Source organism: Arthrobacter sp. ov118, assembly GCF_900116495.1.
Taxonomy (GTDB): Bacteria; Actinomycetota; Actinomycetes; order Actinomycetales; family Micrococcaceae; genus Arthrobacter.
Genome location: NZ_FPAY01000001.1, coordinates 869,144 through 895,197 on the forward strand (window position 1 = coordinate 869,144; position 26,054 = coordinate 895,197).

Here is a 26,054-nt window from a genome sequence, read left to right on the forward strand (position 1 = left end):
TCCCGGCCCATCCAGGTCAAGGGTAACCAAGCTCCGCGCTGAGCTGTTCCGCGCCCTCCGAGGCAAAAGCGGCCCACTCTGCGGGGGAACGCTGGTTCCAGCGCATATCGGGGACCGAGATGCTGAGTGCGGCCACCACCGCTCCGGTGTGGTCCCGGATGGGAGCGGCAACACACGAGACGTCCGGGTTGGACTCGCCCGCTTCGAAGGCCACGCCGCTGGCACGGATCTGGTCGAGCTGGTTCGCCAGCACATGCGGTTCCGTAATGCTGCGGGGAGTGAGCTTGGCCAGCCCCTTCCGCAAGAGTCGGCTGCGTTCGGCCTCCGGCAGATGCGCCAGGAGTGCTTTGCCCACGGCGGTGCAACTGGCCGGAACCCGCCCGCCCATCCGGGAAACCATCCGGACGGACTGGGTGCTGTCGACTTTGCAGACGTAGACGACGTCGGGTCCTTCAAGAATTCCGACATGCACTGTTTCGTCGCACTGCCGGGCGACCGACTCCGCAACGCGCAGGCCAACGGAATGCAGGTCAAGCCGCTCGGCGAAGGCGTTGCCCAGCCGGAACACGCTGAGCCCCAGGTGGTAGGTGGCGGTTGTGTCGTCCCGTCGGAGGTACCTGCGCTCGGCCAGCGTAGTGAGGAGCTCGTGGACCGTGGTCCGCGGAAGGCCTGTCCGCTGGACGACTTCCGGAGCCGTCAACCCATGGCGGGCATCCAGAAAAAGTTCCAGAACATCGAGACTCCGAAGGACAGCGGGAGTCAGACGTGCCACAGCAAAACCCTCTTTCTAGGCTCGGGATCTTCCAGGGCCGAGAATCCATTCTACAACTCAAGTTCGAAATTTCGCACAATGAACGAAAGCCGCCGTTCAACCGTTCATGCAGCAGCGTGGCGCCCGGCGCAGAGCAGTCAACCTACGGGCCACAGGCCCCCGGAAGGAACAGAGCCATGATCACAACACCCGAGCAGGCCAACGACCAGATCGTCGCCGCTCACAATGCCTATAAGCAGGCCAAGGAGATCTCTCCGCGGCAGCGCGCGGACTGGTTGGCGGAAATTGCCTCGGCCTTGGAGGCCAACGCCGACGAGCTGGTCGCCTTGGGTCAACAGGAAACGCATCTTGACGAGGGCCGGCTCCGCTTCGAGCTACGGCGGTCCGTTTTCCAGCTTCGGTTGTTTATGGATGAAATTGTCCACGGGGAACACCTGGACGCGACCATCGACCACGCCGATCCGTCCTGGGGCATGGGCCCGAGGCCCGATATCCGGCGCTTCTCCGTACCGCTCGGCGTCGTGGGCGTTTTTGGTGCCTCCAACTTCCCTTTTGCCTTCAGTGTGATGGGCGGGGACAGCGCTTCGGCGCTTGCGGCCGGATGTGCAGTGGTGCACAAGATCCATGAGGGGCACCTGCAGTTGGCTGTCCGGACCGGGGCGGTCGTTGAGGAAGCCCTCAAGAAGGCCGGGGCGCCGGCCGGGCTTTTCTCGACCGTCGTGGGCCGCCAGGCGGCGGAAGCGCTGGTTGACCATCCGCTGGTGAAGGCCATCGGATTTACAGGCTCAACAGCTGGCGGCCGTGCGCTTTTCGACCGGGCCTCCCGGCGTCCCACTCCCATTCCCTTCTACGGCGAACTGGGCAGCATCAATCCGGTCTTTGTCACCCAGGCGGCGTGGAGCGCAAGGCGTGAGCAGATCCTGACGGGCTACGTGGCATCGTTCACCATGGGCATGGGCCAGTTCTGCACCAAGCCCGGCCTGCTGTTTGCCCCGATCGAGGACGCCGACGACATCGCGGAAGTCCTCCACCGGGAGCTCAGCAGCAAGCAGGTCAGCCCCCTGCTCAGCCCGAAGCTGCGGGAGGGGTTCGACAAGGCGCTGAACGCCGTGCGCTCGACGCCGGGCGTTGACGTGCTGGTCGCCGGGGATGACTCTGAGGCGCCCCGGCCCACTGTGCTTGTGACCTCTGCGGAGGAAGTCCGGCAACGGCCCGATATTTTGGAGCAGGAGATGTTCGGCCCCGCGACACTGGTCATCCGCTACGCCCCCGGCACTGATCTGGCGGAGCTTGCCGCCTTGTTGGACGGGCAGCTGACGGCCACCGTCCAGGCGGAACCCGAAGAGGACGTCAAGGCGTTGCTTGCTGTGCTGCGGGAACGGTCCGGGCGCTTGCTCTGGAACGCCTGGCCCACCGGGGTGACGGTGTCGTACGCGCAGCACCACGGCGGCCCCTACCCCGCGACCACGGCCACCACAACATCGGTCGGCACGGCAGCGATCAGCCGGTTCATGCGTCCCGTCGCGTACGACTCCTTCCCGCCCTCGCAGTTGCCCGAACCGTTGCGGGACGACAACCCCTGGTGGATCCGCCGGCGGGTTGACGGCGTCTGGGAGTCCGCGGCTGCAGGGGAGGCAAGCAAATGAGCCACGCATTGGCGCAGCAGATCCTTCCCGTTGACGCGGAGGCTGCGATCCTCATCGGCCGGGTGTGGGACCCGGCCACTCAGGGCCCGCGGGTGGTTCATGTCCGGGGTGAAGAAGTTTTCGATCTGACGCCCGAAGTCCGTACCGTCGCTGAACTCATGGAACATGAGAACCCTGCGGACACTGTGCTCCGCGAAATGGGCACTCCGCGCTGGAAACTGGCCGAAGTCATCGAGGCGTCGGTCCAGCAGGACCGCACCAGGCCCCATTGGCTGGCCCCGATCGATCTTCAGGTGATCAAGGCCTGCGGAGTGACGTTTGTTGAGAGCATGATCGAAAGGGTCATCGAAGAGCGGTGCGGCGGTGATTTCAACCGGGCCGCAGAAGTCCGCAAAACTGTCGCCGACGTCCTCGGCGGCAGCTTGAGCTCCCTCCGACCCGGATCCCAGCAGGCACAGGAGGCCAAGAAAGTACTGACGGCCCAGGGGATGTGGTCACAGTACCTGGAAGTCGGGCTCGGCCCGGACCCTGAGGTGTTCACAAAAGCCCCGGTCCTCTCCTCCGTTGGGTACGGAACCGGCATAGGCATTCCCAGCTTTTCCTCCTGGAACAATCCGGAGCCAGAGCTGGTGCTTATCCTCGACTCCGCCGGCCGGGCCAGGGGCGCAACCCTGGGGAACGACGTGAACCTCCGGGACGTGGAGGGGCGCAGCGCCCTGCTGCTCGGCATGGCCAAGGACAACAATGCCTCCTGCGCCATCGGCCCTCTGATCCGGCTCTTCCACGACGGCTTCACGCTGGACTCGCTCCGGACGGAAGAGATCACGCTCACGGTGGAAGGAGAGGACGGTTACCGGCTGGAAGGCAGGAACAGTCTTGCCCGCATCAGCCGCCCCTTCGAGGAACTGATCCACGCGGCGCATGGCAGGCACCATCAGTACCCCGACGGGTTCGCGCTCTTCACAGGAACACTGTTCGCCCCCACCCAGGACCGCGATACTGAAGGCCTGGGATTCACTCACAAGGACGGTGACCTTGTCACGATCAGCAGCCCCCTGCTCGGTTCGCTCATCAACCGGACACAGAAGACCGAGGATATGGAGCCATGGACCTTCGGGATCACGGCCCTGTTCACCTACCTCGCCAGCCTGAATCCCGAGATCGCGCCACTACAGCTGAACTAGAAGCGGCGTGCTGAAAGGCAACATCCTGCCGACGCGGACGCGGTACGCACGTTGCGTCCGCTGACTGAACCGACCAGAGAGAAGATAACTGTGCCTTCCATCATTTCCATCCAAACCCAGGACGTGCGCTTCCCCACGTCCCTCGAGCTCGATGGCTCTGACGCCGTCAACGTTGACCCGGACTACTCAGCCGCGTACGTCGTCATCCGCACTGATGCGGGCGACGAGGGCCACGGCTTCATCTTCAGCTGCGGCCGCGGCAACGAGATCCTCACTCATGCGATCGACGCCTACGCCAAGCTCCTGCTCGGCCGCGATATCAACGAACTCATCTATGACCTCGGCGGGGCATCCAAGCGCCTCATCCATGATTCTCAGTTGCGCTGGTTGGGCCCGGAAAAGGGTGTGACCCAGATGGCCTGCGGTGCGCTCGTCAGTGCACTCTGGGACATTCGCGCCCGGCGCGAAAACAAGCCCCTATGGCTCCTGCTCAGTGAGATGCCCGCCGAGGAAATCGTCGACGTCGTTGACTTCACCCACATCCGGGATGCCTTGAGCCCGGAGCAGGCACTCGACATCCTGCGCGCCGGCGAGGACGGCAAGGCCGCCCGCATCGCGGCCCTCAAAGCGGACGGGTTTCCGGCGTACACGACATCGCCCGGCTGGCTAGGCTACAGCGACGAGAAGCTGGTCCGGCTGAGTAAGGAAGCGGTCGCCGACGGGTTCTCCATGATCAAGCTCAAGGTGGGCGGTGACATCATGGATGACCGCCGCCGGCTGGCCTTGGCACGGCAGGCAGTCGGCAATCTTCCCATCGCTATCGACGCCAACCAGCGCTGGGAAGTCTCCGAAGCCATCGAATGGGTCAACCAGCTCGCCGAGTTCAACCCTTACTGGATCGAGGAGCCCACCAGCACCGATGACATCCTGGGTCACGCCGCGATCCGCACGGGCGTTGCCCCTGTGCGCGTCGCCACCGGGGAGGCCGTCGCGAGCCGCATTGTCTTCAAGCAGCTGCTGCAGGCCGGCGCCATTGACGTGCTCCAGCTGGACTCCACCCGCGTGGGCGGCGTGAACGAAAACATTGCCAACCTCCTGCTCGCCGCCCGCTTCAACGTGCCGGTCTGCCCGCACGCCGGCGGGGTGGGACTGTGCGAGCTCGTTCAGCACTTCTCCTTCTTCGACTACGCGGCCGTCAGCGGCAGCCAGGACGGGCGCATGATCGAATACGTGGACCACCTCCACGAGCACTTCATCGAGCCGGTCCGCATCGTCAACGGCCGCTACGCCGCACCGCAGCTGCCGGGCACGGGTGCCGAAATGCTGAGCGCTTCCCGCTCGCGGTGGGAATTTCCCGGCGGTGCCGGCTGGCTAGATGTCGGTGACCGCGCCGCCGTCACGGGCGCATCCGTGCCTGCAACAGGAACGGTCCGATGACAACTTAATAAATAATCTCAAGTCGTGTGTCGACGTCGCCTACACGGCGATCGACGGGGGCGCTTCAGGACGGCCGCCCCTCTGAAGGACCGCCCGCCCTCTTCAAATCTGTTCGCCTCCAGAAGGAATCTGACCGATGAAGTTTGCCCAGACTGGCGCCCCAGGCGCCGAACAACCCGTCGTTATCCACAAGGAGCGGCACTATTCACTCCGCGGCCTCACCTCGTCCATTGATGGAACCTTTCTTTCCGACGGCGGACCCGCCGCCGCCGCGGCGGCCCTTGAAGCAGGGACGCTCCCGAAAATCAGCTCCCAAGATGTGCGCTACGGCGCTCCCATAGCAAGGCCGTCCGCTGTTATTTGTGTAGGCCTGAACTACGCTGCCCACGCCGCAGAGTCGGGCGCCGAACCTCCGGAACACCCAGTCATCTTTCTGAAGACGCCCAATACCGTCGGAGGGCCGGATGATTCGGTGAGTATCCCCCGCAGATCGACCAGGACCGACTGGGAAGTGGAGCTCGGGGTCGTCATCGGAAAACGCGCCTCATACCTGGAGTCGAAGGAAACCGCCCGCGATCACATTGGCGGCTTTGTGGTGGTCGATGACCTCTCCGAGCGCGACTTCCAATTGAACTTCTCCGGCGGCCAGTGGTCCAAGGGGAAAAGCTCACCCGGGTTCTGCCCCACGGGCCCCTTTCTGATCACACCGGATGAGGTCGACGCCGGCAACCTGCGACTTCGCAGCTGGGTGAACGGCGAACCGCGCCAAGACTCATCCACAGCGGACATGATCTTCGATGTGGAAACCATCGTATGGAATCTGAGCCAGTACATGGTGCTCGAGCCCGGCGATCTCATCTGCACCGGAACGCCCGAAGGGGTCGCACTGTCCGGGCGCTTCCCCTACCTGAAAGCCGGCGACGTTGTGGAAATCGAGATCGAGGGACTGGGCCGCCAGCGCCATGAATTCATAGCCTGAATAGGGAGGTCCTCCGCCTACACCACGCCGGCGATGGCCTAAGTCTCAAGGAGCGCACCTCAACCTCAGTTGCCGGGGTCAATGCGGTTGCTGGCCCGCAGGTAGTTTTGCCTGATGACGGGGTGGAAGTCCGGGGCGGGTGCGGCGTCCACCGCGACCGGCCAATCCGGGCGGCTGCCGTGGTGGGCCCACGCCGCCTGAACAGCGGCACCACTGGCCACGTACTCGCCCGGGCTGGGGACTATTACCGGCAGATCGAAGACTTGGGCCGCGATGGCCTGGACCGCCGGGTTCTGCACGGCACCACCGATCAGGAGGAGGCGTGTTGCGGCGCCGCCTTGCGCCCGCAGGGCTTCCAGGCCGCCGGACAGGCCGCACAGCATCCCTTCGATGGCTGCCCGGGCAAGGTTGCTCCGGGTGCTGGAGGCAATGCTGAGCCCGTGGAAGCTGGCTTTGGCGTGGGGCAGGTTGGGCGTGCGCTCACCTTCGAAATACGGCACCAGCACGACGCCCCCGGCGCCGGGTTCGGCGCCCAGGGCAAGACGGGAGAGTTCATCGAAGTCCACACCCAGGATGCCGGCGACGGAGCTGAGCACCCGTGCGGCATTGAGCGTGACGGCGATGGGCAGGTACTCGCCGCTGGCGTCAGCGAATCCCGCCACCGTTCCGCTGGGATCGGCGACGGCACGGGACGCCACCGCGAACACCGTGCCGCTGGTGCCCACGGACACCACCACGTCACCGGGCTGCGCCCCCAGTCCCAGGGCGGCGGCCGCATTGTCTCCGGCGCCGGCGCCGAGCAGGATCCCGCTTCCGGATTCGGCCGGCCCAGTTCCAGCAAGGCCAGGCAGTTCGGCCGGGGAACCGAAGCAGTCCGGGTGGATTCCTCCGGCGGCGTCGCCGGGGCCCAGAACGCGCGGCAGAATCACGCTTCCGGAGTCTCCCGGGCGGCCATTCCCGGTAGCTTCCCGGGCGTCCTTGCCGAAGGCCAGCTTGAACAGTCCGAGATCGTACTCCCCGGCCGAGGGGCTCCAATAGCCCGTTCCGCTGGCGTCCGACCGGTCCGTCGTGAGCTGTTCCAGGTCCGGACCCAGCGGGCTGGAGGCTGCCGGGCCGTAACCGCGGAGCCGCCAGGTCAGCCAGTCATGGGGCAGCGCGACGGCCGCCACCCGATCCGCCAGCTCCGGCTCGTGGTCCCGGACCCAGCGGACCTTCGTGATGGTGAAAGAGGCCACCGGGACCAGGCCGGTCCTTCGGACAAAGTCCTCCGCGCCCACTTCGTCGGTCAGTGCGGCGGCAGCCCCCGCCGATCGGGTGTCATTCCACAGCAGCGCCGGCCGCACCACGTTCCCGGCGTGATCGAGCAGCACCATGCCGTGCTGCTGGCCCGCCACCGAGAGCGCGCTGACGTCCGCCAGCCCGCCGGCGTCGTCGAACGCTTCGGACAAAGCCCGCCACCAGTGGTCGGGGTGGACTTCCGTACCATCCGGGTGGGCGGCGCGGCCCTCGCGGACCAGCGTGCCGTTACCCGCGTCCAGGACCACCACCTTGCAGCTTTGGGTGGAGGAGTCGACGCCGGCGACGAGTGTCATGGGAGCAGCCGTCACGGGATCAGCGGGCGCCGAGCAGGTGCTCGATGAAGAGCTGCTGCAGCTTCACGAAGCCGAAGCCCTTGCCGCCGAAGTAGGCGTCGGCGTTGAAGTCCTCGTAGGAGGAGCGGTCGGCGCGGAGCTGCTCGTAGCCTTCGCCCGGGTTGAGCGTGGGTTCGTTGATTTCCGCGACGCGCGAGGCCTGCAGCGCCGCCTGGACCTCGGGGTCGGCGCGGAAGGCCTTGGCGCGTTCCTTGAGCAGCAGATAGGTCTGCATGTTGGCGGCGGCGGAGTCCCACACGCCATTGATGTCCTCGGTGCGGCTGGGCTTGTAATCGAAGTGGCGCGGGCCGTCGTAGGCCGGGCCACCGTCGGGGCCGCCGTTTTCGAGCAGGTCCACCAGGGAGAACGCGTTCTGCAGGTCGCCGTGGCCGAACACCAGGTCCTGGTCGAACTTGATGCTGCGCTGGCCGTTGAGGTCGATATGGAAGAGCTTGCCCTGGTAGAGCGCCTGGGCGATCCCGTGGGTGAAGTTCAGTCCGGCCATCTGCTCGTGCCCGGTTTCGGGGTTGATGCCCACCAGTTCGGGGCGCTCGAGCGTTTCGATGAACGCCAGGGCGTGGCCCAGGGTGGGAAGGAGAATGTCACCGCGCGGTTCATTCGGCTTGGGCTCGATGGCGAACCGGATGTTGTAGCCCTTGTCCGTGACGTAGTCGCCCAGCAGGTTCACGGCTTCGCGGTAGCGTTCCAGGGCGCCGCGGATGTCCTTCGCGGCGTCGTATTCGCTGCCTTCGCGGCCGCCCCACATCACGAAGGTTTCGGCACCGAGCTCGGCGGCGAGGTCGATGTTGTCCAGGACCTTGCGCAGGGCGAAGCGCCGGACGCCGCGGTCGTTGCTGGTGAAGCCGCCGTCCTTGAAGACGGGGTGGCTGAACAGGTTGGTGGTGACCATCGGGACGATCATTCCGGTGGACTTCAGCGCGCCGGTCAACCGGCCGATTTCGCGCTGGCGGTCAGCGGCCGAGCAGCCGAAGGGAAAGAGGTCGTTGTCGTGGAAGGTGATGCCGTAGGCGCCGAGGTCGCTGAGCCGGTTGACGGCCTCGACCGTGTCCAGCGGCGGGCGGGTGGCGGAGCCGAATTGGTCCTGGGCCTCCCAGCCGACCGTCCAGAGACCGAAGGAAAACTTGTCGTCACGGGTGGGCTGAATCGTCATTGAATCTCCGAAGGTAGGTGCGGCTGCTGCTGTGCGGCGGCGGTGAGGTTAGGCACAATTGTTCTAGACACAAACATATTGCGAATTTCGGTGGTGTCAACCCCGCAAGTGCGGAAATGGCGCCTCAGGACGCTAGCGCCCTAGAGGAGCGGATGTTAAGTTGTGCATAACAGCAATCTGGGTGGCAGATCAAGCAATCAGGCCCCTGAGGAAGGATTCAACCGGATGGGAAATTCCACAACTGCTTTCCTGGACTGCACGGCGGCCGGCCGCTGATATTGTCACGATGATGCCTCCACGTACTCTTGCTTCTGCGGCGAGGGAGCCGGATCCGTCTCGCCGCAACAATTTGTCCCTGCTGACCTCCCTAGTCCATCACCACGGCGTCCTCAGCCGTGCCCAACTGACCCGGCACACGGGACTGAACCGTTCCACCGTCGGGACGTTGATCGGACAGCTCGTTGCCTTGGGCCTGGTCTATGAATCGGCGCCCGCCGGTGAGGGGCAGGTCGGCAGGCCCAGTCCGAACGTCCATCCGAGCCCGTCGGTCGCGGCGTTGGCGGTCAACCCGGAGATCGACGCCGTCACAATCGGCCTGGTCAGTCTCGGGGGCAAGGTGCAAAAGAAAATCCGCTTCGACACCGAACGGATACCGAGCGCCCGGGAAGCGGTGAATATCGCAGCGGCTGTTATCGCCGGGATGCGTTCCGAGTTGGATGCGTCCTACCGAATCACGGGCATTGGCATGGCCGTGCCCGGCCTGGTCAACCGCGACGACGGCGTGGTCCGGCACGCTCCGCATCTGGGCTGGCGGAACGAGCCAGTCGCCCGGATGCTGAGCGAAGCCGCCGGCTATCCGTGCCAGGCCGCGAATGACGCCTCCCTTGGCGCCGAAGCTGAGCTGCTTTTCGGCGCAGGCGCCGGGCAGGGGAACCTGATCTACCTCAACGGCGGCGCCAGCGGCATCGGCGGCGGAATCATCTCCGACGGGCAACTGCTCAGGGGTGCCTCCGGCTACGCCGGGGAGCTTGGCCACACCTTTGTCCGCTCCGGAGGAAAGACGTGCCACTGCGGCGCCACCGGCTGCCTGGAAACCGAAGTCTCCCAGTCCCGCCTCCTCGAGCTGGCCGGCCTGACCCGCGGCGACACCGCTGACCTCGAAAAAGCGCTGGCAACCAGCAGCAGTGCGGAAGTGAACGACGAAGTGGCACGCCAGCTCATGTTCCTGGACATCGCCCTGCGCAATGCCGTGAACATCTTCAACCCCGAGGCAATCGTCCTGGACGGCTTCCTGGGAACCCTGTACGCGCTCGCCCCGGAGTCGCTGGACCGAGTGCTGCTGTCCCAGGCAATGGACGGCCCCGCCGGCCAGGTCAAGATATACCGTGCAGCGCTCGGTTCGGACCTGATGATGATCGGGGCCGCCGAGCTGGCCTTCACCCCGTTCCTGGCCGACCCCGCAGGCCTCGGCACCACCACCCGCACTGCGCCCGCGGCGGGCTAGGCACCCGGCACAGGTTCAGAAGCCGGAGCCAGCGGGTACGGCATTGGGCGGCGACCGGCCACGAAGGCCAGCTATCCGCCATACAAATAGGTGGCATCAGAAACCACCCCTTCACCGAATACCTTTTCTGCCTCAGTCTGGTTACTAGACCTGCAGCGACCCTCTCAAAGCAATCAGTACCCAGAAGGAATTCAACGTGGAAACTCCCCTCTCCCATCTTGCCCACCTCGAAATCACCACCCCGGACATCGAAGCCTCGGCACGGTTCTACGAGGAAAAGTTCGGCATGCGCATCATCGACCGGGTGGATGGCAACGTTTACCTGCGCTGCTGGGGCGACTACTACCGCTACAGCCTGGTCATCACCGAAGGGCCGGAAGCGTCCCTGGGCCGGATGGCCTGGCGCACCAACTCCCAGGCCGCCCTGGAAGCCGCCGCCCAGCGCATCGAAGCAACCGGAGTCCAGGGCACCTGGACGCCCGGCGGCCACGGCTACGGCAAGGCCTACGAATTCACCGGCCCCTACGGCCACCACATGCGCCTCTTCTATGACGTGGAGAAGTTCGTGGCCGAGCCCGGCTTCGAGTCCACCTACCCGGACCGTCCGGAACGCCGCAGCAGCCACGCCGCTGCACCCCGTTTCCTGGACCACGTCACCGTGGCCTCCTCCGATGTCCGCGGCTTCGCCAAGTGGTACAACGAAGCCCTGGGCTTCCGCGTCATGGCATTCGTGGACCTGGACGAAGCACCCATCACCGTCTTCTCCGTCCTCACCACCAACGAAAAGTCCCACGACCTCGGCGTGGTCCTGGACACCTCCAGCCGCGCCGGCCGCGTGAACCACATCGCCTTCTCGGTGGACGCCACCGAGGACCTGCTGCGCACCGCGGACGTCATGATGGAGAATGGCACCCCGATGGAATACGGCCCCTCCATCCACGGCGTGGGCGAGCAGAACTTCCTGTACTTCCGCGATCCTTCCGGCCTGCGCGTCGAGCTCAACTCCGGCGGCTACCGCAACTACGTCCCGGACTGGGAAGCCGACACCTGGAAGCCGTCCGAAGGCTCGAACAACTTCTACAAGAACGGCGCCATGCCGCACTCCATGACCGAATCCTTCCCTCCCGCCGAAGGCTTCACCGCCACGGAAGAAGGCGCCTCCCCGGAAATGAAGGAAGCGCTCCTGAACCCCTACGCCAAGCAGGGACGGGGCTGAAGCCGCCATGCCGGAACCTACCTACTCCCTCATCCGGTTCCAGGAACCCGGTGACAGCAAGGCCCGCGCGGGCCTGCTGGTCGGAGACCGCGTCCTGCCATTGGACGGGGACATCAACTCCCTGATCGAACACTGGGATACCACCGAGGGGCAGTTGGACACCCTGGCTGCCTCGGCAGGCGAGGACACCGGCCTGGCGCTCGCCGACGTCGAGGTCCTTGCCCCGGTGGAGCCTGTCCAGGTCCTGCAGACCGGCGCGAACTACCGCAAGCACGTGATCGACCTCGCAGCAGCACACCGCGAACCCGGCCAGGACGAAGCCGAAGTCCGGGATCGGACCGCAGCGATGATGGACAAGCGTGCAGGCCAGGGTACACCGTACTTCTTCATCGGGCTCCCGACGGCGATCGCCTCCGCCACGGACGACCTCACCCTGCCCTCCTACAGCAAGTCCCACGACTGGGAGCTGGAACTGGCCGCGGTGATCGGCAGGACGGCGTTCCGGGTCACCCCCGAGGAAGCCTTGGACTACGTCTTCGGCTACACCATGGTCAACGACATCACCACCCGTGAATACGTGTTCCGCAAGGACATGCCGGCGATCGGTTCGGACTGGTACCGCGCCAAGAACGCCCCCGGCTTCCTGCCCACCGGTCCCCTGCTGGTGCCCGCCAAGTTCTTCGGCGACCCGCAGGACGTCCAGGTGACGCTGAAGCTCAACGGCAAGGCCATGCAGGACGAGTCCACCTCAGACATGATCTTCGGTGTCGCCAAGCTGGTCAGCGAGGCCTCCCAGATCATGCCGCTGCGCCCCGGCGACCTGGTCCTGACCGGAAGCCCCGCCGGCAACGGCCAGCACTGGGGACGGCTGCTCCAGGACGGCGACGTCATGGAAGGCACCATCACGGGCCTCGGCACCCAGCTGATCCGCTGCACAGACGAAGTTCAACCCGAAGGAAGCCAGCCGTGACCACCCAGGACACTGCACCAATCACCACCGGCACCGGGGAATCAGCCAGCAGCGATTCTCCGGTGATCCGGCGTGAGGACCCGCTCGGCAGTATCCGGGCCATGGCCGAAGCCCACAACAACTGGGGCCGCTGGGGCCAGGACGACGTACTTGGGACCCTGAACTTCATCGACGCCGCCAAGCGCATCGAAGCTGCGGCCTTGGTCAAGACGGGCGAGGCGTTCTCGCTGTCCCAGCCGTTCGACACCAACGGACCGCAGAAGGGCTGGCGGCGACGCACCAACCCTGTCCACACCATGACCGACACCGGCGTGGATGCCGAACGGGGCAACCAGGGCTTCCCGCACGGCTTCGGCGGCGCGGACGACGTCATTGCCATGCCGCTGCAGTGCTCCACGCAGTGGGACGGGCTGGGCCACATCTTCGACCAGGGCAAGGCCTGGAACGGCCGCGCTGCCGGGGACGTGGTCACCTCCGAAGGCGACCTGGTGACCGGCATCGAGACTGCTGCGGCCAAGATCGTCACCCGCGGCGTCCTGCTGGACGTCGGCCGCGCCATCGGCCCCGAGCTGGGTAGGACCGACGGCGAGCTTCCGGACGGCTTCGCCATCACCCCCGAGCACCTCCAACGGACCATCGAACTGCAGGGCCCCAGCTCCAACGTGGGCCGCGGCGACATCGTCGTGATCCGCACCGGACAGCACGCCAGGGTTCGCCGCGAGGGCTGGGGCGACTACGCCGGCGGCTCAGCCCCGGGGCTGTCCTTCAGCACCGCACCGTGGCTGCACAGCAGCGAAATTGCCGGGATCGCCACCGACACCTGGGGCTTCGAAGTCCGGCCCAACGAGTTCGACGGCGCCTTCCAGCCCCTCCACCAGATCGCCATCCCCAACCTGGGGCTGTTCCTCGGCGAAATGTGGGACCCGGACGGCCTGGCGGAAGCCTGCGCAGCAGACGGCAGGTACGACTTCCTGCTCACCGCCGCGCCGCTTCCCATCACCGGCGCCGTCGGATCGCCCGTCAACCCGATCGCCGTCCGGTAACTTGCAAGTCAACAGCAACGAAAACCACCAGCAGTAACGCCGTCAATACAAAGGAGTCAGCGATGGCAGCAGTACAGAACGTCGGAATCGTCGGGGCGGGAGCCGCGGGACTGACCGCAGCCATCCTGCTGGCCGACGCCGGAATCCAGGTGGAAATCCTGGAGAAGGCGGACGCCCCGCAGACTCTCGGATCGGGGATCACTTTGCAGGGGAACGCCCTGCGGATTTTCCGCCAGCTCGGCGTCTGGGAGCAGATCGAGGCGAAGGGCTACCCGTTCAGCACCCTCGGCCTGCGCGCCCCGAATCCCGATGGCACCGTCATTGCCGTCCTCGAGGACATCCGGACCGGCGGCGAGGACCTGCCGGCCACCCTGGGCATGTACCGCCCCGACCTCACGGCCATCCTCCGCGAGCGTGCCGAGCAGGCCGGTGCCCGGATCAGTTACGGAAAGTCGGTCACCGGGATAACGGACGACGGCGGGTCCGTCACCGTGAGCACCGCCGACGGCGGCACCGCCACCTACGACCTCCTGATCGGTGCCGACGGCCTGCACTCCGCCGTCCGCAAGGCAATCGGCTTCGACGTCGAACCCCAGCCCACCGGTATGGGCATCTGGCGTGCCTTCGTGGAGCGGCCCGAGGAGGTGGTCCGCACGGACCTGACCTACGGCGGCCCCTGCTTTATCGCCGGCTACTGCCCCACCGGGCCCGACACCATCTACGCCTACCTGGTGGAGAAGGCGCAGGAACGCAGGCACGAGGACGGCCCCCGCATCATGGCCGAACTTGCCGCAGCGTACGGCGGCCCGTGGAACGAGATCCGCTCGAACCTGGACCAGAGTGCCCGCATCAACTACACGTGGTTCACCACGCACCTCGTGGACGGCCCGTGGAACCGCGGCCGCACCGTGATCATCGGCGACGCCGCCCACAGCTGCCCGCCCACGGTGGCCCAGGGTGCGGCTATGGCCCTGGAGGACGCGGCCGTGCTGGCTGAACTGCTGATCAATGCTGACGACGTCACCGAGACCCTGTGGAAGGAGTTCACCGACCGCCGGCTGGACCGGGCAAAGGCAGTGGTGAACGCCTCCGTCCAGCTCGGCCAGTGGATGCTCGACGGCGTCCGCGACGCCGATGTGCCGGGCCTGATGCACTCGCTTTCCACGATGCTGAAGGAGCCCGCATGAGCACCCACCGTTCAGAACAATCCCCCACCGTGGACGTCCACGCCCACGTCCTGCTTCCGGCCCTGCAGCAATTGGTGGCCGAAGCTGATCCCGAGGGGTTCGGCGCCCAACAGGCCCTGGAAGTCCGGCGCAACGGACCGGAATCCATGGCCGCTTCGGGCAAGATGATCAAGGAGCGCTGGCCGCAGCTGACGGACCTGGACCGCCGTCTGGCGGACATGGACGCCCAAGGTGTGGACGTCCAGCTGGTCTCGCCGTCGCCGTCGCACTTCTACTACTTCGCGGGTGTTGACCTGGCACTGCAGGTGGCCCGGTCCGCCAACCAGGCCGTGCGGGAGTTCGTTGACCGCGCCCCGGAACGGCTCAACGGCCTGGGCCTGGTCCCGCTGCAGCACCCCGCCCTGATGGTGGAAGCCCTGGAGCACGCTGTGTTGGACTGCGGCCTGCTCGGCGTGGAAATCGGCTCGTTCGCCGCCACTCCCGCCGACCCGGAGCGCAGCACCGTTGAGCTCTCCGACCCCAGGCTGGAACAATTCTGGAGCCGGGCCGAGGAACTGGGTGCCCTGGTGTTCCTGCACCCGTTCGGCTGCTCGCTGGATGAACGGCTGGACAGGTTCTACCTCGCCAACACCGTCTCGCAGCCCGCGGAAAACGCCGTGGCCCTGTCGCACCTGATCTTCAGCGGCGTCCTGGACCGGCACCCGGACCTGTTGGTCCTCGCCGCCCACGGCGGCGGCTACCTTCCCACCAGCCTTGGCCGCTCCGACCACGCCTGGAAGGTCCGGCCGGAGGCCCACGGCTGCGCCCAGCCGCCGTCGTCGTATTTGAAGAAGCTGTACTTCGATTCGCTGGTCCACAACCCGGCTGAACTGCGGGCCCTCGTGGCCGCCGCGGGCCCGGAGCAGGTCCTGCTGGGCTCGGACTACCCGTTCGACATGGGCTCCGACCACCCCGCGGCCGAGATGATCGAGGCGCGGCTTCCGGCGGAGGACGAAGCCAGGGTGCTGGCCGGCAACGCCGCTGCTCTGGGCATCACCCCCGCTTCCGTCCCCGCCGCCCGCCGCACAGCCTAAGGAAGTTTTTATGGTCAAGATTGCACGCTGGAACCACGACGGCGGGACGCAGTCCGGCTTCGTCGACGGCGGAACCTGCTACGCCCTCCCCGCAGGCCAGACCGTCCAGACGCTCTTGGACGCCGGACTCGAAGAAACGCTGGATGTTGCCCGGCAGACCATCGGTTCGGGCGCTGCTGTTCCGCTGGCGGACGTGCAGCTGCTCGCCCCACTGGTCCCCGCCAGCATCCGGGACTTTGTGGCCTTCGAGGAACACGTTGAAGGGGTGCGGAAGAGCATCGACGGCGTGGCCGGCGTGGTGCCCGAATGGTACGAGGCACCCACCTTTTACTTCACGAACCCGCACACGGTCACCGGTACGGGCGAAGTGATCGGGATCCCGGCGGGCTGTGACGACCTGGACTTTGAGACGGAGGTGGCCGCCGTCGTCGGACGCGTCCCCGGAAGCGACGGCCGGAACCTGACCGCCGCGGAGGCGCACGCGCACATATTCGGTTACACGGTGCTCAACGACTGGTCGGCGCGGGACCTGCAGCGCCGGGAGATGAAAGTCAGTCTGGGGCCGTGCAAGGGCAAGGACTTCGCCAACACGCTGGGTCCCTGGATTGTCACCGCTGACGAATTCGAGGACCTGCACGACGCCGAGGGATTCCTGCCGATCTCCATGGCCGTGGAAGTCAACGACGAAGCCATCGGGCAGGACCTGCTCTCCAACATGGGCTGGCCCTTCGCCGAACTCGTCGCCTATGCCTCGCAGGACTCAGTGGTGCGGCCCGGCGATGTGCTGGGCTCCGGCACGTGCGGCAGCGGCTGCCTCGCGGAGCTCTGGGGACGGAATGGCGCGAAGACTCCCCCGCCGCTGAAAACGGGCGACGTGGTCCGCATGACGGTGGAAGGCATCGGGACTATCGAGAATCCGGTGGGTGCCCGGCGCGAGGCCGCGACCCGGGTCCCCGCCCGGCCCCGTCCGCGCAACCGGGTTGCCGCCGCGGTTCCGTCCGGGACTTAGGGTGGTCTCCCTTCAGCTCGAGGGCCGGACTGTGGTGGTCACCGGCGCTGGCCAGGGCCAGGGCGCTGCCGAAGCGCGCATGCTGGTGGAGTGCGGGGCGCGGGTCATCGCCACAGACCTCGCGGCGGACATGCCGGCTGAGCTGGCCGTCGTGTCATCGTCTTCGGCCGGTGCGCTGGTGTACCGGCAACTGGACGTCGCTGATCCCTCCGGCTGGTCCGAACTCGCTTCCTGGATCGAGTCCCGTGGCTGGCGGGTGGACGGGCTGGTCAACAATGCAGGCATCACCCAGCGGAGCCGGTTGCTGGATGCCTCCGTGGCTGACCTGCACAAGGTCTACGAGGTGAATGTCGCCGGAAGCCTGCTGGGGATCCAGGCGCTCTCACCCCTGCTGGGCAGTGCCGCATCCATCGTCAATGTCGGTTCCGTCGCAGGCCTGACCGCGCACTATCCGGTGGCCTACACCGCCAGCAAGTGGGCGCTGCGCGGGCTCTCGCAGGTGGCTGCCCTGGAGCTCGGCCCGCGCGGGATCCGCGTGAATACTGTCCACCCGGGCTTCATCGAAACCCCCATGACGGCCAGCGCCAAGCCCGAATTCAGGCAAGCCACGTTGGCCGAGACCCCGCTGGGCCGGACAGGACGCGTGGAGGAGGTGGCCGGCGTCGTACTCTTCCTGCTCAGCCCGCTCTCGTCGTTTGTGACCGGCGCTGAGATCCCGGTGGACGGCGGCCAGTCAGGCCACGGCGGAGCAAAGTCTGTCTCCGACGCCATGCGCTGATTGGTGCACGACTCCAGCTAGCCCGGCAGCACCGCCGACCAGCCGCCGTCGACCATCAGGTTGGCGCCCGTCACGTAGGACGCTTCGTCGGAGGCAAGGAATAGCGCGCACCGGGCCACTTCTTGCGGCGTGCCGATCCGGCCCAGCGGGATGCTGCCGGCGATGGACCGCATGGGGTGGTCGGCGGCCAGGAGGTTGCCTTCGGTGGCGGCGGTGCGGATCATTCCGGGGCTGACAGTATTAACGCGCAGTCCGTGCGGGGCCCCTTCGGCCGCGAGTTGCCTGGTCATGGCCACCACGGCTCCCTTCGTGGCAGTGTGGGCCAGCCGGCCGTTGGTCATGGAACCGGTGACTCCTGCCGTGGATCCCACCAGCACGATGGCCGCGTTCTGCACCCGGATCAGTTGTGGCCAGAAGTATTTGACCGGCAGGAACACCACATCCATCTCGTGTTCAACATTCCACTTCCAGTCGGCAAACGTGAGCTGCTCCACCGGGGCGAAGCGGGTGACCGCCGCGTTGGCATAGAGGATGTGGACCTGGCCGTGGTTGGCCGCTACGTCCTGGGCCCATGCCGCCACAGCGGTCTCATCCGTGAGGTCAACGCGGCTGCTGCTCATCCGGCCCCCGGCTGCGGTGACCTTCTCGACGGTGGCCGCGGCGCCGTCGTCGTCCATGTCGCAGCCGACCACTGATGCCCCTGCCTCAGCGAAGGCGATCGCCGCCGCCCTGCCTTGGCCGCTGGCCGTTCCGGTGATGACGGCGGTTTTGCCGGCGAGGCGCTGGCTGGAGACAGGCATGGGGGATCCTTTTCGAAAGTGCGTTTCCTCGACTTTCGCAGGGATGGTCCGGATGGGGAATGGCGCTTTGGCTCTAGGTGGTATCCGCCGCATGGATAGTTACGGGGTGGGCGGTGACGGGGAAAATTTCGTGCAGCCGCGAACAGGCCCGCTGGACCACGGAACGCAGCCAGACGCTGGCAGGGTCCTCCGCCTGGGACGGGTGCCAGTACATCGCTTCCACGAGGGACGCTTCAGCGCCTTCGGAGAACGCTAGCACAACGATGTCCGCGCCGCGCTGGGCCCGCGCTGCCAGCATCCCGGGGACGAGCGCCACGAGGTCTGTCCCTTCCACCAGGAGCGGCAGGGACAGGAACCCGGCCACCACGGCCGCCACGCGGCGCTGAATACCCCGCGACTCGAACAGCTTGTCCGCCGGGGTGCTGATGCCCTCGCCGAAATAGCCGACGGCGTGGGGAACAGTGGCCAGGTCCTGCACAGTGAGCCGGGGTTGCTGGAGCAGGGGATTTCCGGCGTCAGCCACAGCAACGAAGCTGTCCCGGAACAGCTGCTTGCTGGCTCCCTGCATCTGGTACCCCTTGGGGCCGACGAGCAGGTCGATTTTTGAGTAGTCAGCCATCTGGCCCTGGATCCCGGAGCCGGCGGTGGGGACGAAGTCCACGGACACGCCGGGGGCCTCCTCGCGCAGGATCCCCCGCAGCGGCCCCACGATCAGCGCCGCAGCGTAATCCGAGGCGGCGATAATGAACTCCCGCTCGCTCGTGGCGGCGTCGAAGCCGGACCGCACGCGCGTGGCCCGCTGGATGTGAAGCATGGCTTCATCCACCAGCGGGACCAGCGACTGCGCAAAGGGCGTGAGGTCATAGGTGCGGCCGTTCCGTACCAGGAGTTCGTCGTCGAAATGGCGCCGGAGCCTGGCCATGGCGGCGCTGGTGGCCGGCTGGCTGAGCTGCAGCCTTTCAGCTGCCCGGGAAACGTTCCGCAGTTCCAGCAGGACCTGCAGCTGGGGCAGCAGGTTGAGGTCCAGATTCTTCATACCCACAGGTTATCCGTGTCCCGCGTTCGGCCCTTCCAATGGCTGGCGGCTAGTGGCTGACCGGCACCATCCGCGGTCCGCGGACCAGGACGGCGAGCAGTGCCACCGCGCATGCGATTCCCAAGGCACCGAGGGCAAAACCGAGACTGCCCAGTGCCGCCGCAGCCGCTCCCACGACAATTGGGGTCAGGAACTGGCCTATGAACAGCGTCCCGGTCCAGATGCCTGTGCCGCGTCCGCGCTGCTGGAATTCAAGGCCATTCACGGCCCACGTCAGCAGTGTCGGCAGCAGTACGCCGGTTCCTGCACTGGCAATGACCGCCCCCGCAATCGCCAGCGGCACACTGCCCGCCACGGCGACGAGGGAGAGCCCGACGGCGGCCAGCCCGAAGGCGAGGGCCAGCAGGTTTTTCGTGCCCAGCTTCGCCAGAAAGCGGAAGGAGATGGCGCCCGCTGCTGTGGCGAGGGACGCGATGGCTGCGGCGAGACCTATGAGTGCAGCGTCCGCGACGCCCAGACCGGTGATGACGTACGGCAGATGCACGATGAGGGCGTAGAACACTATTCCGCCGAACAGCGTCACTGCGGCCGGGGCGCCGATTTGCCGCCACGGCACCGGGGTGCGGACCGCCGTCGTGCGCTGGGATTTTGCCGGTTCCCACAGTTTGAAGACCATGGGGACAACGATCACGGCACTGGCCGCGTAGAGCCAGAACGGCGTCCGCCAACTGATGCTGCCCAACGCACCGCCGAGGGCAAAGAATGCGGTGGCTGCGAGCGCGCTCACCATGGTTTGAAGGCCCAGATACTTGTTCCGCTGTTCGCCCTTGTAATAGTCCGTGAGGAGGGTGGTGCAGCAGGTCATGATCGCGGCTTCGGCGATGCCCACGCCGACGCGGGACAAAGCGATGGTTTCGAGGCTGTCCAGCCAGAGCGGTGCCGTCCCGAAGGCGGCGTAGGCCAGCATGGCGAAGACCAGGAGCTGCTTCCGGCCCACCCGGTCGGCAACGTAGCCGGCCAGCGGTGAGAAAAGCGCCACGAACAGGGCCGGCAGCGTCAGGGTGAGCGGCACCAGGATGGCCACCCCGGGCGTGGCTGCAAACGCCTGGCTCAGGGTGGGAAGGATGGGTGCCAGAAGCACAGCGCCCAGCACCGGCATACAGCTGCCGGCGACAAGGAGGGCAGCCTGGAGCCGCCCGGCCGTCCGCGTCGCCGCGGGGCCGGGCTCCCCTTTCCCGGTCTGAGTATTCGCAAGTTGAATATTCTCCATTGAATCTTCCTTAGCCTCTTGATGGTCACGGAGGAAACGGTGCCGCTGCGGCACCGAAAGTGACTTCCCCACTGTGACAACCCGCGGGGTATCGGGGAATCAGGCATTTGGAATAGGTGGTATCCACGGGACGGATGACTGGACGCTACTGCTCCTCAGTGCCCGGCCGCCGGGCAGAAGACCCTGGCAGAAGACCCTGGGCAGCTCAGAATCCAAGCTCTTGCGCAACCTTCCGGGCGCCACGCACGGCGATGGCAACACTCATCAGCGTGGGATTCATGGCCGTCGCCGTCGGAATGAGCGCATTGCCGCCCACCACCAGGTTCTCGTAACCCCACACGCGTGACCACGGATCCGCCACCGAACTGCCGTCGTCGGTTTCGCCCATGCGCATGGTGCCCTGGTAGTGCAGGCTCGAGCCGTTCGGCATGAGGCGGGGCTCGGCCACGAAGGCGCCAAGTGCCTTGCCGGCACGCCGCAGCCGCTCGGTGGCCTCTGCAATTTCCGCATTTTCCCGCTCAGTGAGCGCGTATTCGATGCTCATGTTCGGGAATCCGCGGTAATCCGGTTCGTTGTCGTCGAAAGTGACGGCATCCTCGTAGCGGGGGTGCTTGCGCATGCCGTAGCCCATGTTGACGTAGCCCCAGCGGTTCTCGGAGTACGGGGTTCCCGGCTCCATCGGGAACGGCGTGGTCTCGGTGTACATGACCTGGACGGAGAAGGGGTGCTCCGGCTCTGAGAACGGGATGCGGTTCACTGCCGCGACGGGGTCTGCCGGGTTCAGTGCGCGCCGGGCCAGTTCGGCATTAAGGTCCTCTTCGGTGGCGTACCGTCCCATCCTTTCGGCGTCCAGCGCCACCGTGGAGATGACCACGGGATGCTCAGTCAGGTAGTGACCCAGCGCCTTCGGCCGCACGCCGGATGCCCAGAGGAGCTGCGGGGAGCGGAAGGCATCCCCGGCCACCACAACGATGTCCGCTGCCACGAATGACTTCTCCCCGGTGCGGAGGTCCTCGACGGTGACACCGGTGACCCGGTGTCCGTCCAGTTCCACGCGGCGGACCAGGGTGAGGTCACGGAGTTCGAACTGCTTCGAGAGCGTGCTGTCCTTGTCGACCAGCGGTCCGAGGACGACGTCGGCCCCGGCCCAGCGCACGGACCCGTCGGGTTGCGGGTCCCCGGCGACCGGAAGGGTGCTCACGCCGTAGCCGTCCGGCAGCTCCGCGCCGAACTCTTCATCGAGGAGGGTCCGAATGGCCTCACCAACGGCGGAGTCGGCGAAGGCTGCGCTGTGGACATGCAGCAGCTGCTTCGCGTCCTCAATCAGCCCGTCCCATTCGTCGTCCGCGATGAAGGGGATCTTTTCGCTGAAGGCGGGCGACGGCGTCGCGCAGGTCCAGTGCGCACCCTGGCCACCCACGTTGGTGGCCGCAGCCGCGGCCGGGAAGGATGACGCGTGGGCGGAACCTGCGCCGCCGAAGTCCAGGAGGTGGGTGCCCTGGCGGGCGGTGAACATGCCCTCGGTGACGGTCCCGGCCGGGATGCCGAGTGACTCCCGGTAGGCGCCGGCCTGCGGCCCCTGCGACATTTCGCGCGCACGTGCCTTCTCGGTCGGGTCGGGAATATTGCGGACGCTTTCGCCGGGAACCTCGCTAAGCTGCGGTCCGGCTTCGAACATCACCACCCGGGCGTTCGGGACCTGCTCGAGGAGCACCCGCGCATAGGTGGAGCCGATGGGCCCGCTGCCGACGATGGCGATAGTTGGGTTGGACATGATGTCTCCTTTGAAATCAGGCCGAAAGGGATTCGGAAGTTGTTTGGGGAGCGGGAACGGGTTCGTCAGAGAGGCGCCCGTGCGGAAGCAGAACCGCCGCCACGATGCCCACGGCGTACGTGGCCGCCAAGGCAATAAAGATGGGGGTGAAGACTGAGCCGTAGATCTGAGCCACGCTGGCCTGGACTGCCGGCGCGGCCCCGTGGACCAGTTGCGGGGTCAGGGTGGAAGCGTCCAGGCCTGCCGGCAAAAGGGCCGCCACGCCGTAGCCGATCACCCCGCCGATAATCGCCGTCGCCACTGTTGACCCCACCTGCCGCACCAGGTTGATGGTCGCGGTGATGGTGCCGGTCTGGCTGGCCGGAGCAGCTCCCTGGACCACTGCGACGATCAGGCTCATGAACGCGCCGGTGCCCATCCCAACAGCAGCCATAACGATCATGGGAACCCACAGCGGAAGCCCGGCAGGCAGCACCGCCATCACAAAGAGCCCGGCGGCCCCCAACGATGTTCCGAGGATGGGGAAGATCCGGTACCGCCCCGTCCGGCTGGCCAGCCATCCGGTGAGCAGGTTGCTGGTCAGCATGCCGAACACGGTTGCGATGGGCACGAGCCCGGACACGGTGGCGGTGGTCCGGTACGCCATCTGGAAGTACGTGGGCAAATAGGCGGTGATGGAGAAGAGGCCGACGCCGATAATCGCCGAGAGTGCGGTGCCTGCCGCGATGGTCCGGTTGGCGAAGAAATGCAGCGGGACGAGGGGTTCGGGTGCGCGGCGCTCAACAAAGTAGAAGGCAACAAAGCCCAGAACGCTGACCGCGAGCGCGGCAGCGGTGGCAGGGCCCGCGCTCCGTTCGGCGGCCCAGGTGACGGCGAGGACAAGGGCCACCAGTGCAGCGGTAAAAACAGCCGCCCCGGCAACGTCGAAGTGGCGGGGCATGGGGCCTGGCTCCAGGTGGGGAACGGCAACCAGGGCAAGGGCCAGGGCTGCAGCGCCCACCGGGATGTTGATCCAGAAAACCCACTGCCAGCCCCAGTAATCGGTGATGGCGCCGCCGAGAACGGGGCCAACCAGGACGGCGATGGGGAAAGCTGCGCCAATGATGGCCATGTAGCGCGGACGTTCCCGCTGCGAGGTGACCCTGGCAATGATGGTCTGCGACATCAGCTGCAGGCCCGCGGAGCTCATCCCCTGCAGGACGCGCGCGGCGATAAGCCATGCCATGTCCTGGGAGAAGCCGCAGGCCAGGGAGGCGGCCAGGAACACCACCAGCGAACCGAGGAAGATCCGGCGGGCGCCCAGGACATCACCTAGTTTGCCGAGCACCGGCAGCAGCACTGTGCTCGCGAGGGTGTATCCCACAACAACCCAGCTCATGAGCTTCAGCGCGCCCAGCTCACCCGCTACCGTGGCCAGGGATGTGGACACCACGGTGTGGTCCAGGGCGCCGAGGAAGGAAACCGTGAGCAGGGAGATAACAAGGAGACGGAGTCTCAAAGGTGAAAGTGGCATAGTGATCTACCCGAACGATCGGGCCGTCGACGCGACGTGTTGTGCCTCCGGCGCACCATCACGACGGAGAACGGGTTCGGAAGGAACCCCGGCGCCGTTACTCATACTACCCCACTTTAGTTGGAAAACAACAAAAGAAAGCGTGGATTAGACGTCCGTGGCGGCCAGCCCCTTTGCGGCAAGCAAGGCGCGCGTGAGGGACATGTCCTCGAGCAGCTCATCCAGTTCCGTTCCGGGCCGGCCCGAAGAACGTGCCTCGATGGCCCGGCGCAGCGCCAGGCGGGCTGATGATTCATAGCGCTCCGGAGCCCTGAGTGTCCCGTGCTCAGTTGATGTCTCCAGCCGCGTCAGCCCGGCCGGCTGGTCCACGGTGACTTCGGTTCGCACCTCGCCGAGGGCCAGCACCTGAAGCAGTCCGTCGGCGTGGTGGCCCGCTGCCGCCGTCGCCCCTAGGGTGACCGGTATTGCCCCGCCCGCGGATCCCCCTGAATCCAGCAGAGCAATCCTTGCTTGCGCGGTGGCACTGCACACCTGGACCGTCAACGGGCCCTGGACCAGGGACCGCGCCCAGCCAAAGCCGTCGCGGATGACCGCCGCAAGGCCTGCCGCGGGGGCAGCACACTCGACGGTGACGATCCGGGCCGGCCTGCCTCGTCTGGCCCGGACCGCGTCGGCAACAACATCGGGGCGCAGGCGCGGGCGCTCAACGATGACTGGGATGTCGCCGGGCCATGGGCAGGCTCCGATTCCTTTCTGCGGGAGCACAGCAGGGTCCGCAAGCACCACTGCCGCCGCTCCCCCGGCCCGGGCGGCCAGCATGCCCTGCCACCAATCGCCGGATCCGGGCACCACAGCCACCGCCCCACTGACGTCTCCGGTGAGTGCAGCACTGACGGGAAGCTCGGCGACAGCCGCGATATAGGAAGGTAACGCGGTGAAGACGCCGTGCCCTAGATTTGCTGCACTCATGGCGACACCCCTTCAAGAACCTTTGCTGCGGCAGCATCGGCCAGGTCGATGGCAAAGTGCGAGTCAGCCAGCAGTTCGTCGTACTCCACAGGGGCCCCGCCTTCAAGGAGTGAGGCAAGCAGGCGCCACTGCGCCACATAGCCGTCTTCCGGATCCCGCCGGTACTCCGTCCACTGCCCGTCCATGCTGCGCACTCGGGTGACCGCGCTTCCGGCGTGGACAAAGGCGGGCGGGAAATTCACCTCGATGCGGTCGTGGGAGGTGGCGATACTCATCCTCCAGAGGGCATCCGGCCCTTCCGGAAGCATGGTCAGCGCCAACTGGACCAGGATTCCGCCGGCCCGATACCCCACAAGGTAGCCCATCGGCGGAGCGACCCGCGCGTAGACAACCTCATCGACGCCTGGCGCGATGTCCCTCAAGGCCGGAAGATCATGGATCGCAAGACCGGTCAGCAACTGCCGCAGGACTCCGGCGGCAACTGCAGGAGTGCCGAGGTCCGGGCGTCCCCGCCGGGCGGCCTGGAAAGGGCCGCCCTCGGCGACCAGCCGGTGGTACCTGTCATTGGGCGGGAGCGCCAGCGTCACGGAGATCGCCTGCACCCGGCCGGCGAGGGCCACAAGATGATGCTTCGCCCGCCCCCACGCGGCATCAAACAGGTGGTTCGTCCCCACCAGAAGAACCGTTCCTGCAACCCGGCAGGCAGAGATGACTTCGTCGGCTTCCTCCCTGCTGGTGGCCAACGGCTTCTCGCAAAAGATGGCAGGCTTCCCCGCGGCTACAGCCGCCAGGATTTGGCGGGCATGTTCAGCGGGCGGGCTACATATGGCCACCACCTGGACAGCCGGGTCGGCCAGCAGGTCCGTCTCCCCCACCGACCACCGGGCATCAAGCCTTGCGGCCAGGCCCCCGGCGCGCCCGCTTCCCCCATCGGCAATGTGCACCACCCTGAACAGCTCCGCCAGCCGGCCCAGCACCGGCAGATGCAGGGCCGCGACGCCCGGCCCGGCTCCAAGAACTCCTACCTTCCAAGGCATCGTCGCCCCTCCCCCTTTTGTCCTTATTATTCATAAGTACGGAAATATCTGGCTA

At 66.4% G+C, this 26,054-nt stretch carries 22 protein-coding genes; 12 read left to right on the forward strand and 10 right to left on the reverse strand.

Annotation, left to right across the window (positions count from 1 at the left end):
- Nucleotides 1-16: 16 nt before the first annotated feature.
- On the reverse strand, nucleotides 17-772 hold the full coding sequence (locus BM372_RS04060) for an IclR family transcriptional regulator (RefSeq protein ID WP_090952163.1): 756 nt from the start codon (nucleotides 770-772) through the stop codon (nucleotides 17-19).
- Nucleotides 773-948: 176 nt separating this feature from the next.
- Between BM372_RS04060 and BM372_RS04065 the strand changes: the two genes are divergently transcribed.
- The 4 genes from BM372_RS04065 (at nucleotide 949) to BM372_RS04080 (ending at nucleotide 6,018) form a co-directional block, all read left to right on the forward strand.
- Nucleotides 949-2,418 (forward strand): aldehyde dehydrogenase (NADP(+)), encoded by a 1,470-nt coding sequence (locus BM372_RS04065; protein WP_090952166.1) that lies wholly within the window; start codon nucleotides 949-951, stop codon nucleotides 2,416-2,418.
- The gene (locus BM372_RS04070; RefSeq protein WP_090952169.1) at nucleotides 2,415-3,602 is read left to right on the forward strand and encodes a fumarylacetoacetate hydrolase family protein; all 1,188 of its coding nucleotides are present in this window, start codon (nucleotides 2,415-2,417) and stop codon (nucleotides 3,600-3,602) included. Before BM372_RS04065 ends, BM372_RS04070 begins: the two co-directional genes overlap by 4 nt.
- 90 nt (nucleotides 3,603-3,692) lie before the next feature.
- Entirely contained in the window at nucleotides 3,693-5,039 is a 1,347-nt protein-coding gene (locus BM372_RS04075; protein WP_090952172.1) for an enolase C-terminal domain-like protein, read from the forward strand.
- A 136-nt stretch (nucleotides 5,040-5,175) separates the two neighbouring features.
- Nucleotides 5,176-6,018: a fumarylacetoacetate hydrolase family protein gene (locus tag BM372_RS04080; protein ID WP_090952176.1), complete on the forward strand. Its 843-nt coding sequence runs from the start codon at nucleotides 5,176-5,178 to the stop codon at nucleotides 6,016-6,018.
- A 65-nt stretch (nucleotides 6,019-6,083) separates the two neighbouring features.
- On the opposite strand, the gene BM372_RS04085 is transcribed toward BM372_RS04080, so the two are convergent.
- Both BM372_RS04085 and xylA read right to left on the reverse strand, forming a co-directional pair.
- Nucleotides 6,084-7,610 carry a xylulokinase gene (locus tag BM372_RS04085; RefSeq protein WP_090952179.1) on the reverse strand — a complete coding sequence of 509 codons (1,527 nt, stop codon included), beginning with the start codon at nucleotides 7,608-7,610 and terminating at the stop codon, nucleotides 6,084-6,086.
- A 19-nt stretch (nucleotides 7,611-7,629) separates the two neighbouring features.
- Entirely contained in the window at nucleotides 7,630-8,820 is a 1,191-nt protein-coding gene (gene xylA, locus BM372_RS04090) for a xylose isomerase (protein WP_090952182.1), read from the reverse strand.
- A 289-nt stretch (nucleotides 8,821-9,109) separates the two neighbouring features.
- Between xylA and BM372_RS04095 the strand changes: the two genes are divergently transcribed.
- From BM372_RS04095 to BM372_RS04130, 8 genes are all read left to right on the forward strand, one after another.
- A complete protein-coding gene (locus tag BM372_RS04095) occupies nucleotides 9,110-10,324 on the forward strand; it encodes an ROK family transcriptional regulator (RefSeq protein WP_090952958.1) in 1,215 nt (404 codons plus the stop codon).
- Between the two features lie 196 nt (nucleotides 10,325-10,520).
- Nucleotides 10,521-11,540 (forward strand): VOC family protein, encoded by a 1,020-nt coding sequence (locus BM372_RS04100; protein ID WP_090952185.1) that lies wholly within the window; start codon nucleotides 10,521-10,523, stop codon nucleotides 11,538-11,540.
- 7 nt (nucleotides 11,541-11,547) lie between these two features.
- Nucleotides 11,548-12,510 carry a fumarylacetoacetate hydrolase family protein gene (locus BM372_RS04105; RefSeq protein WP_090952189.1) on the forward strand — a complete coding sequence of 321 codons (963 nt, stop codon included), beginning with the start codon at nucleotides 11,548-11,550 and terminating at the stop codon, nucleotides 12,508-12,510.
- Nucleotides 12,507-13,553: a cyclase family protein gene (locus BM372_RS04110; RefSeq protein ID WP_090952192.1), complete on the forward strand. Its 1,047-nt coding sequence runs from the start codon at nucleotides 12,507-12,509 to the stop codon at nucleotides 13,551-13,553. The genes BM372_RS04105 and BM372_RS04110 overlap by 4 nt, the downstream gene beginning before the upstream one ends.
- 62 nt (nucleotides 13,554-13,615) lie before the next feature.
- A complete protein-coding gene (locus BM372_RS04115) occupies nucleotides 13,616-14,740 on the forward strand; it encodes an FAD-dependent oxidoreductase (RefSeq protein WP_090952195.1) in 1,125 nt (374 codons plus the stop codon).
- Entirely contained in the window at nucleotides 14,737-15,813 is a 1,077-nt protein-coding gene (locus tag BM372_RS04120; protein WP_090952198.1) for an amidohydrolase family protein, read from the forward strand. The genes BM372_RS04115 and BM372_RS04120 overlap by 4 nt, the downstream gene beginning before the upstream one ends.
- Nucleotides 15,814-15,823: 10 nt before the next feature.
- Complete coding sequence (locus BM372_RS04125) at nucleotides 15,824-16,822, forward strand: fumarylacetoacetate hydrolase family protein (protein WP_090952201.1); 999 nt, start codon at nucleotides 15,824-15,826, stop codon at nucleotides 16,820-16,822.
- A gap of 1 nt (nucleotide 16,823) precedes the next feature.
- The gene (locus tag BM372_RS04130) at nucleotides 16,824-17,600 is read left to right on the forward strand and encodes an SDR family NAD(P)-dependent oxidoreductase (protein WP_090952204.1); all 777 of its coding nucleotides are present in this window, start codon (nucleotides 16,824-16,826) and stop codon (nucleotides 17,598-17,600) included.
- 17 nt (nucleotides 17,601-17,617) lie between these two features.
- Here BM372_RS04130 and BM372_RS04135 read toward each other — a convergent pair whose 3' ends face one another.
- From BM372_RS04135 to BM372_RS04165, 7 genes are all read right to left on the reverse strand, one after another.
- On the reverse strand, nucleotides 17,618-18,400 hold the full coding sequence (locus BM372_RS04135) for an SDR family NAD(P)-dependent oxidoreductase (protein WP_090952207.1): 783 nt from the start codon (nucleotides 18,398-18,400) through the stop codon (nucleotides 17,618-17,620).
- A gap of 73 nt (nucleotides 18,401-18,473) precedes the next feature.
- Nucleotides 18,474-19,436, reverse strand: a complete 963-nt coding sequence (locus BM372_RS04140) for a LysR family transcriptional regulator (RefSeq protein WP_090952210.1) — start codon at nucleotides 19,434-19,436, stop codon at nucleotides 18,474-18,476.
- Nucleotides 19,437-19,485: 49 nt separating this feature from the next.
- On the reverse strand, nucleotides 19,486-20,706 hold the full coding sequence (locus BM372_RS04145) for an MFS transporter (protein WP_090952213.1): 1,221 nt from the start codon (nucleotides 20,704-20,706) through the stop codon (nucleotides 19,486-19,488).
- A 205-nt stretch (nucleotides 20,707-20,911) separates the two neighbouring features.
- Nucleotides 20,912-22,480 (reverse strand): GMC oxidoreductase, encoded by a 1,569-nt coding sequence (locus tag BM372_RS04150; RefSeq protein ID WP_090952216.1) that lies wholly within the window; start codon nucleotides 22,478-22,480, stop codon nucleotides 20,912-20,914.
- A 16-nt stretch (nucleotides 22,481-22,496) separates the two neighbouring features.
- Nucleotides 22,497-23,978: an MFS transporter gene (locus tag BM372_RS04155; RefSeq protein WP_256214019.1), complete on the reverse strand. Its 1,482-nt coding sequence runs from the start codon at nucleotides 23,976-23,978 to the stop codon at nucleotides 22,497-22,499.
- 162 nt (nucleotides 23,979-24,140) lie between these two features.
- Nucleotides 24,141-24,962: a hypothetical protein gene (locus tag BM372_RS04160; protein WP_090952223.1), complete on the reverse strand. Its 822-nt coding sequence runs from the start codon at nucleotides 24,960-24,962 to the stop codon at nucleotides 24,141-24,143.
- On the reverse strand, nucleotides 24,959-25,999 hold the full coding sequence (locus BM372_RS04165; RefSeq protein WP_090952226.1) for a Gfo/Idh/MocA family protein: 1,041 nt from the start codon (nucleotides 25,997-25,999) through the stop codon (nucleotides 24,959-24,961). Before BM372_RS04165 ends, BM372_RS04160 begins: the two co-directional genes overlap by 4 nt.
- Nucleotides 26,000-26,054 lie beyond the last annotated feature (55 nt).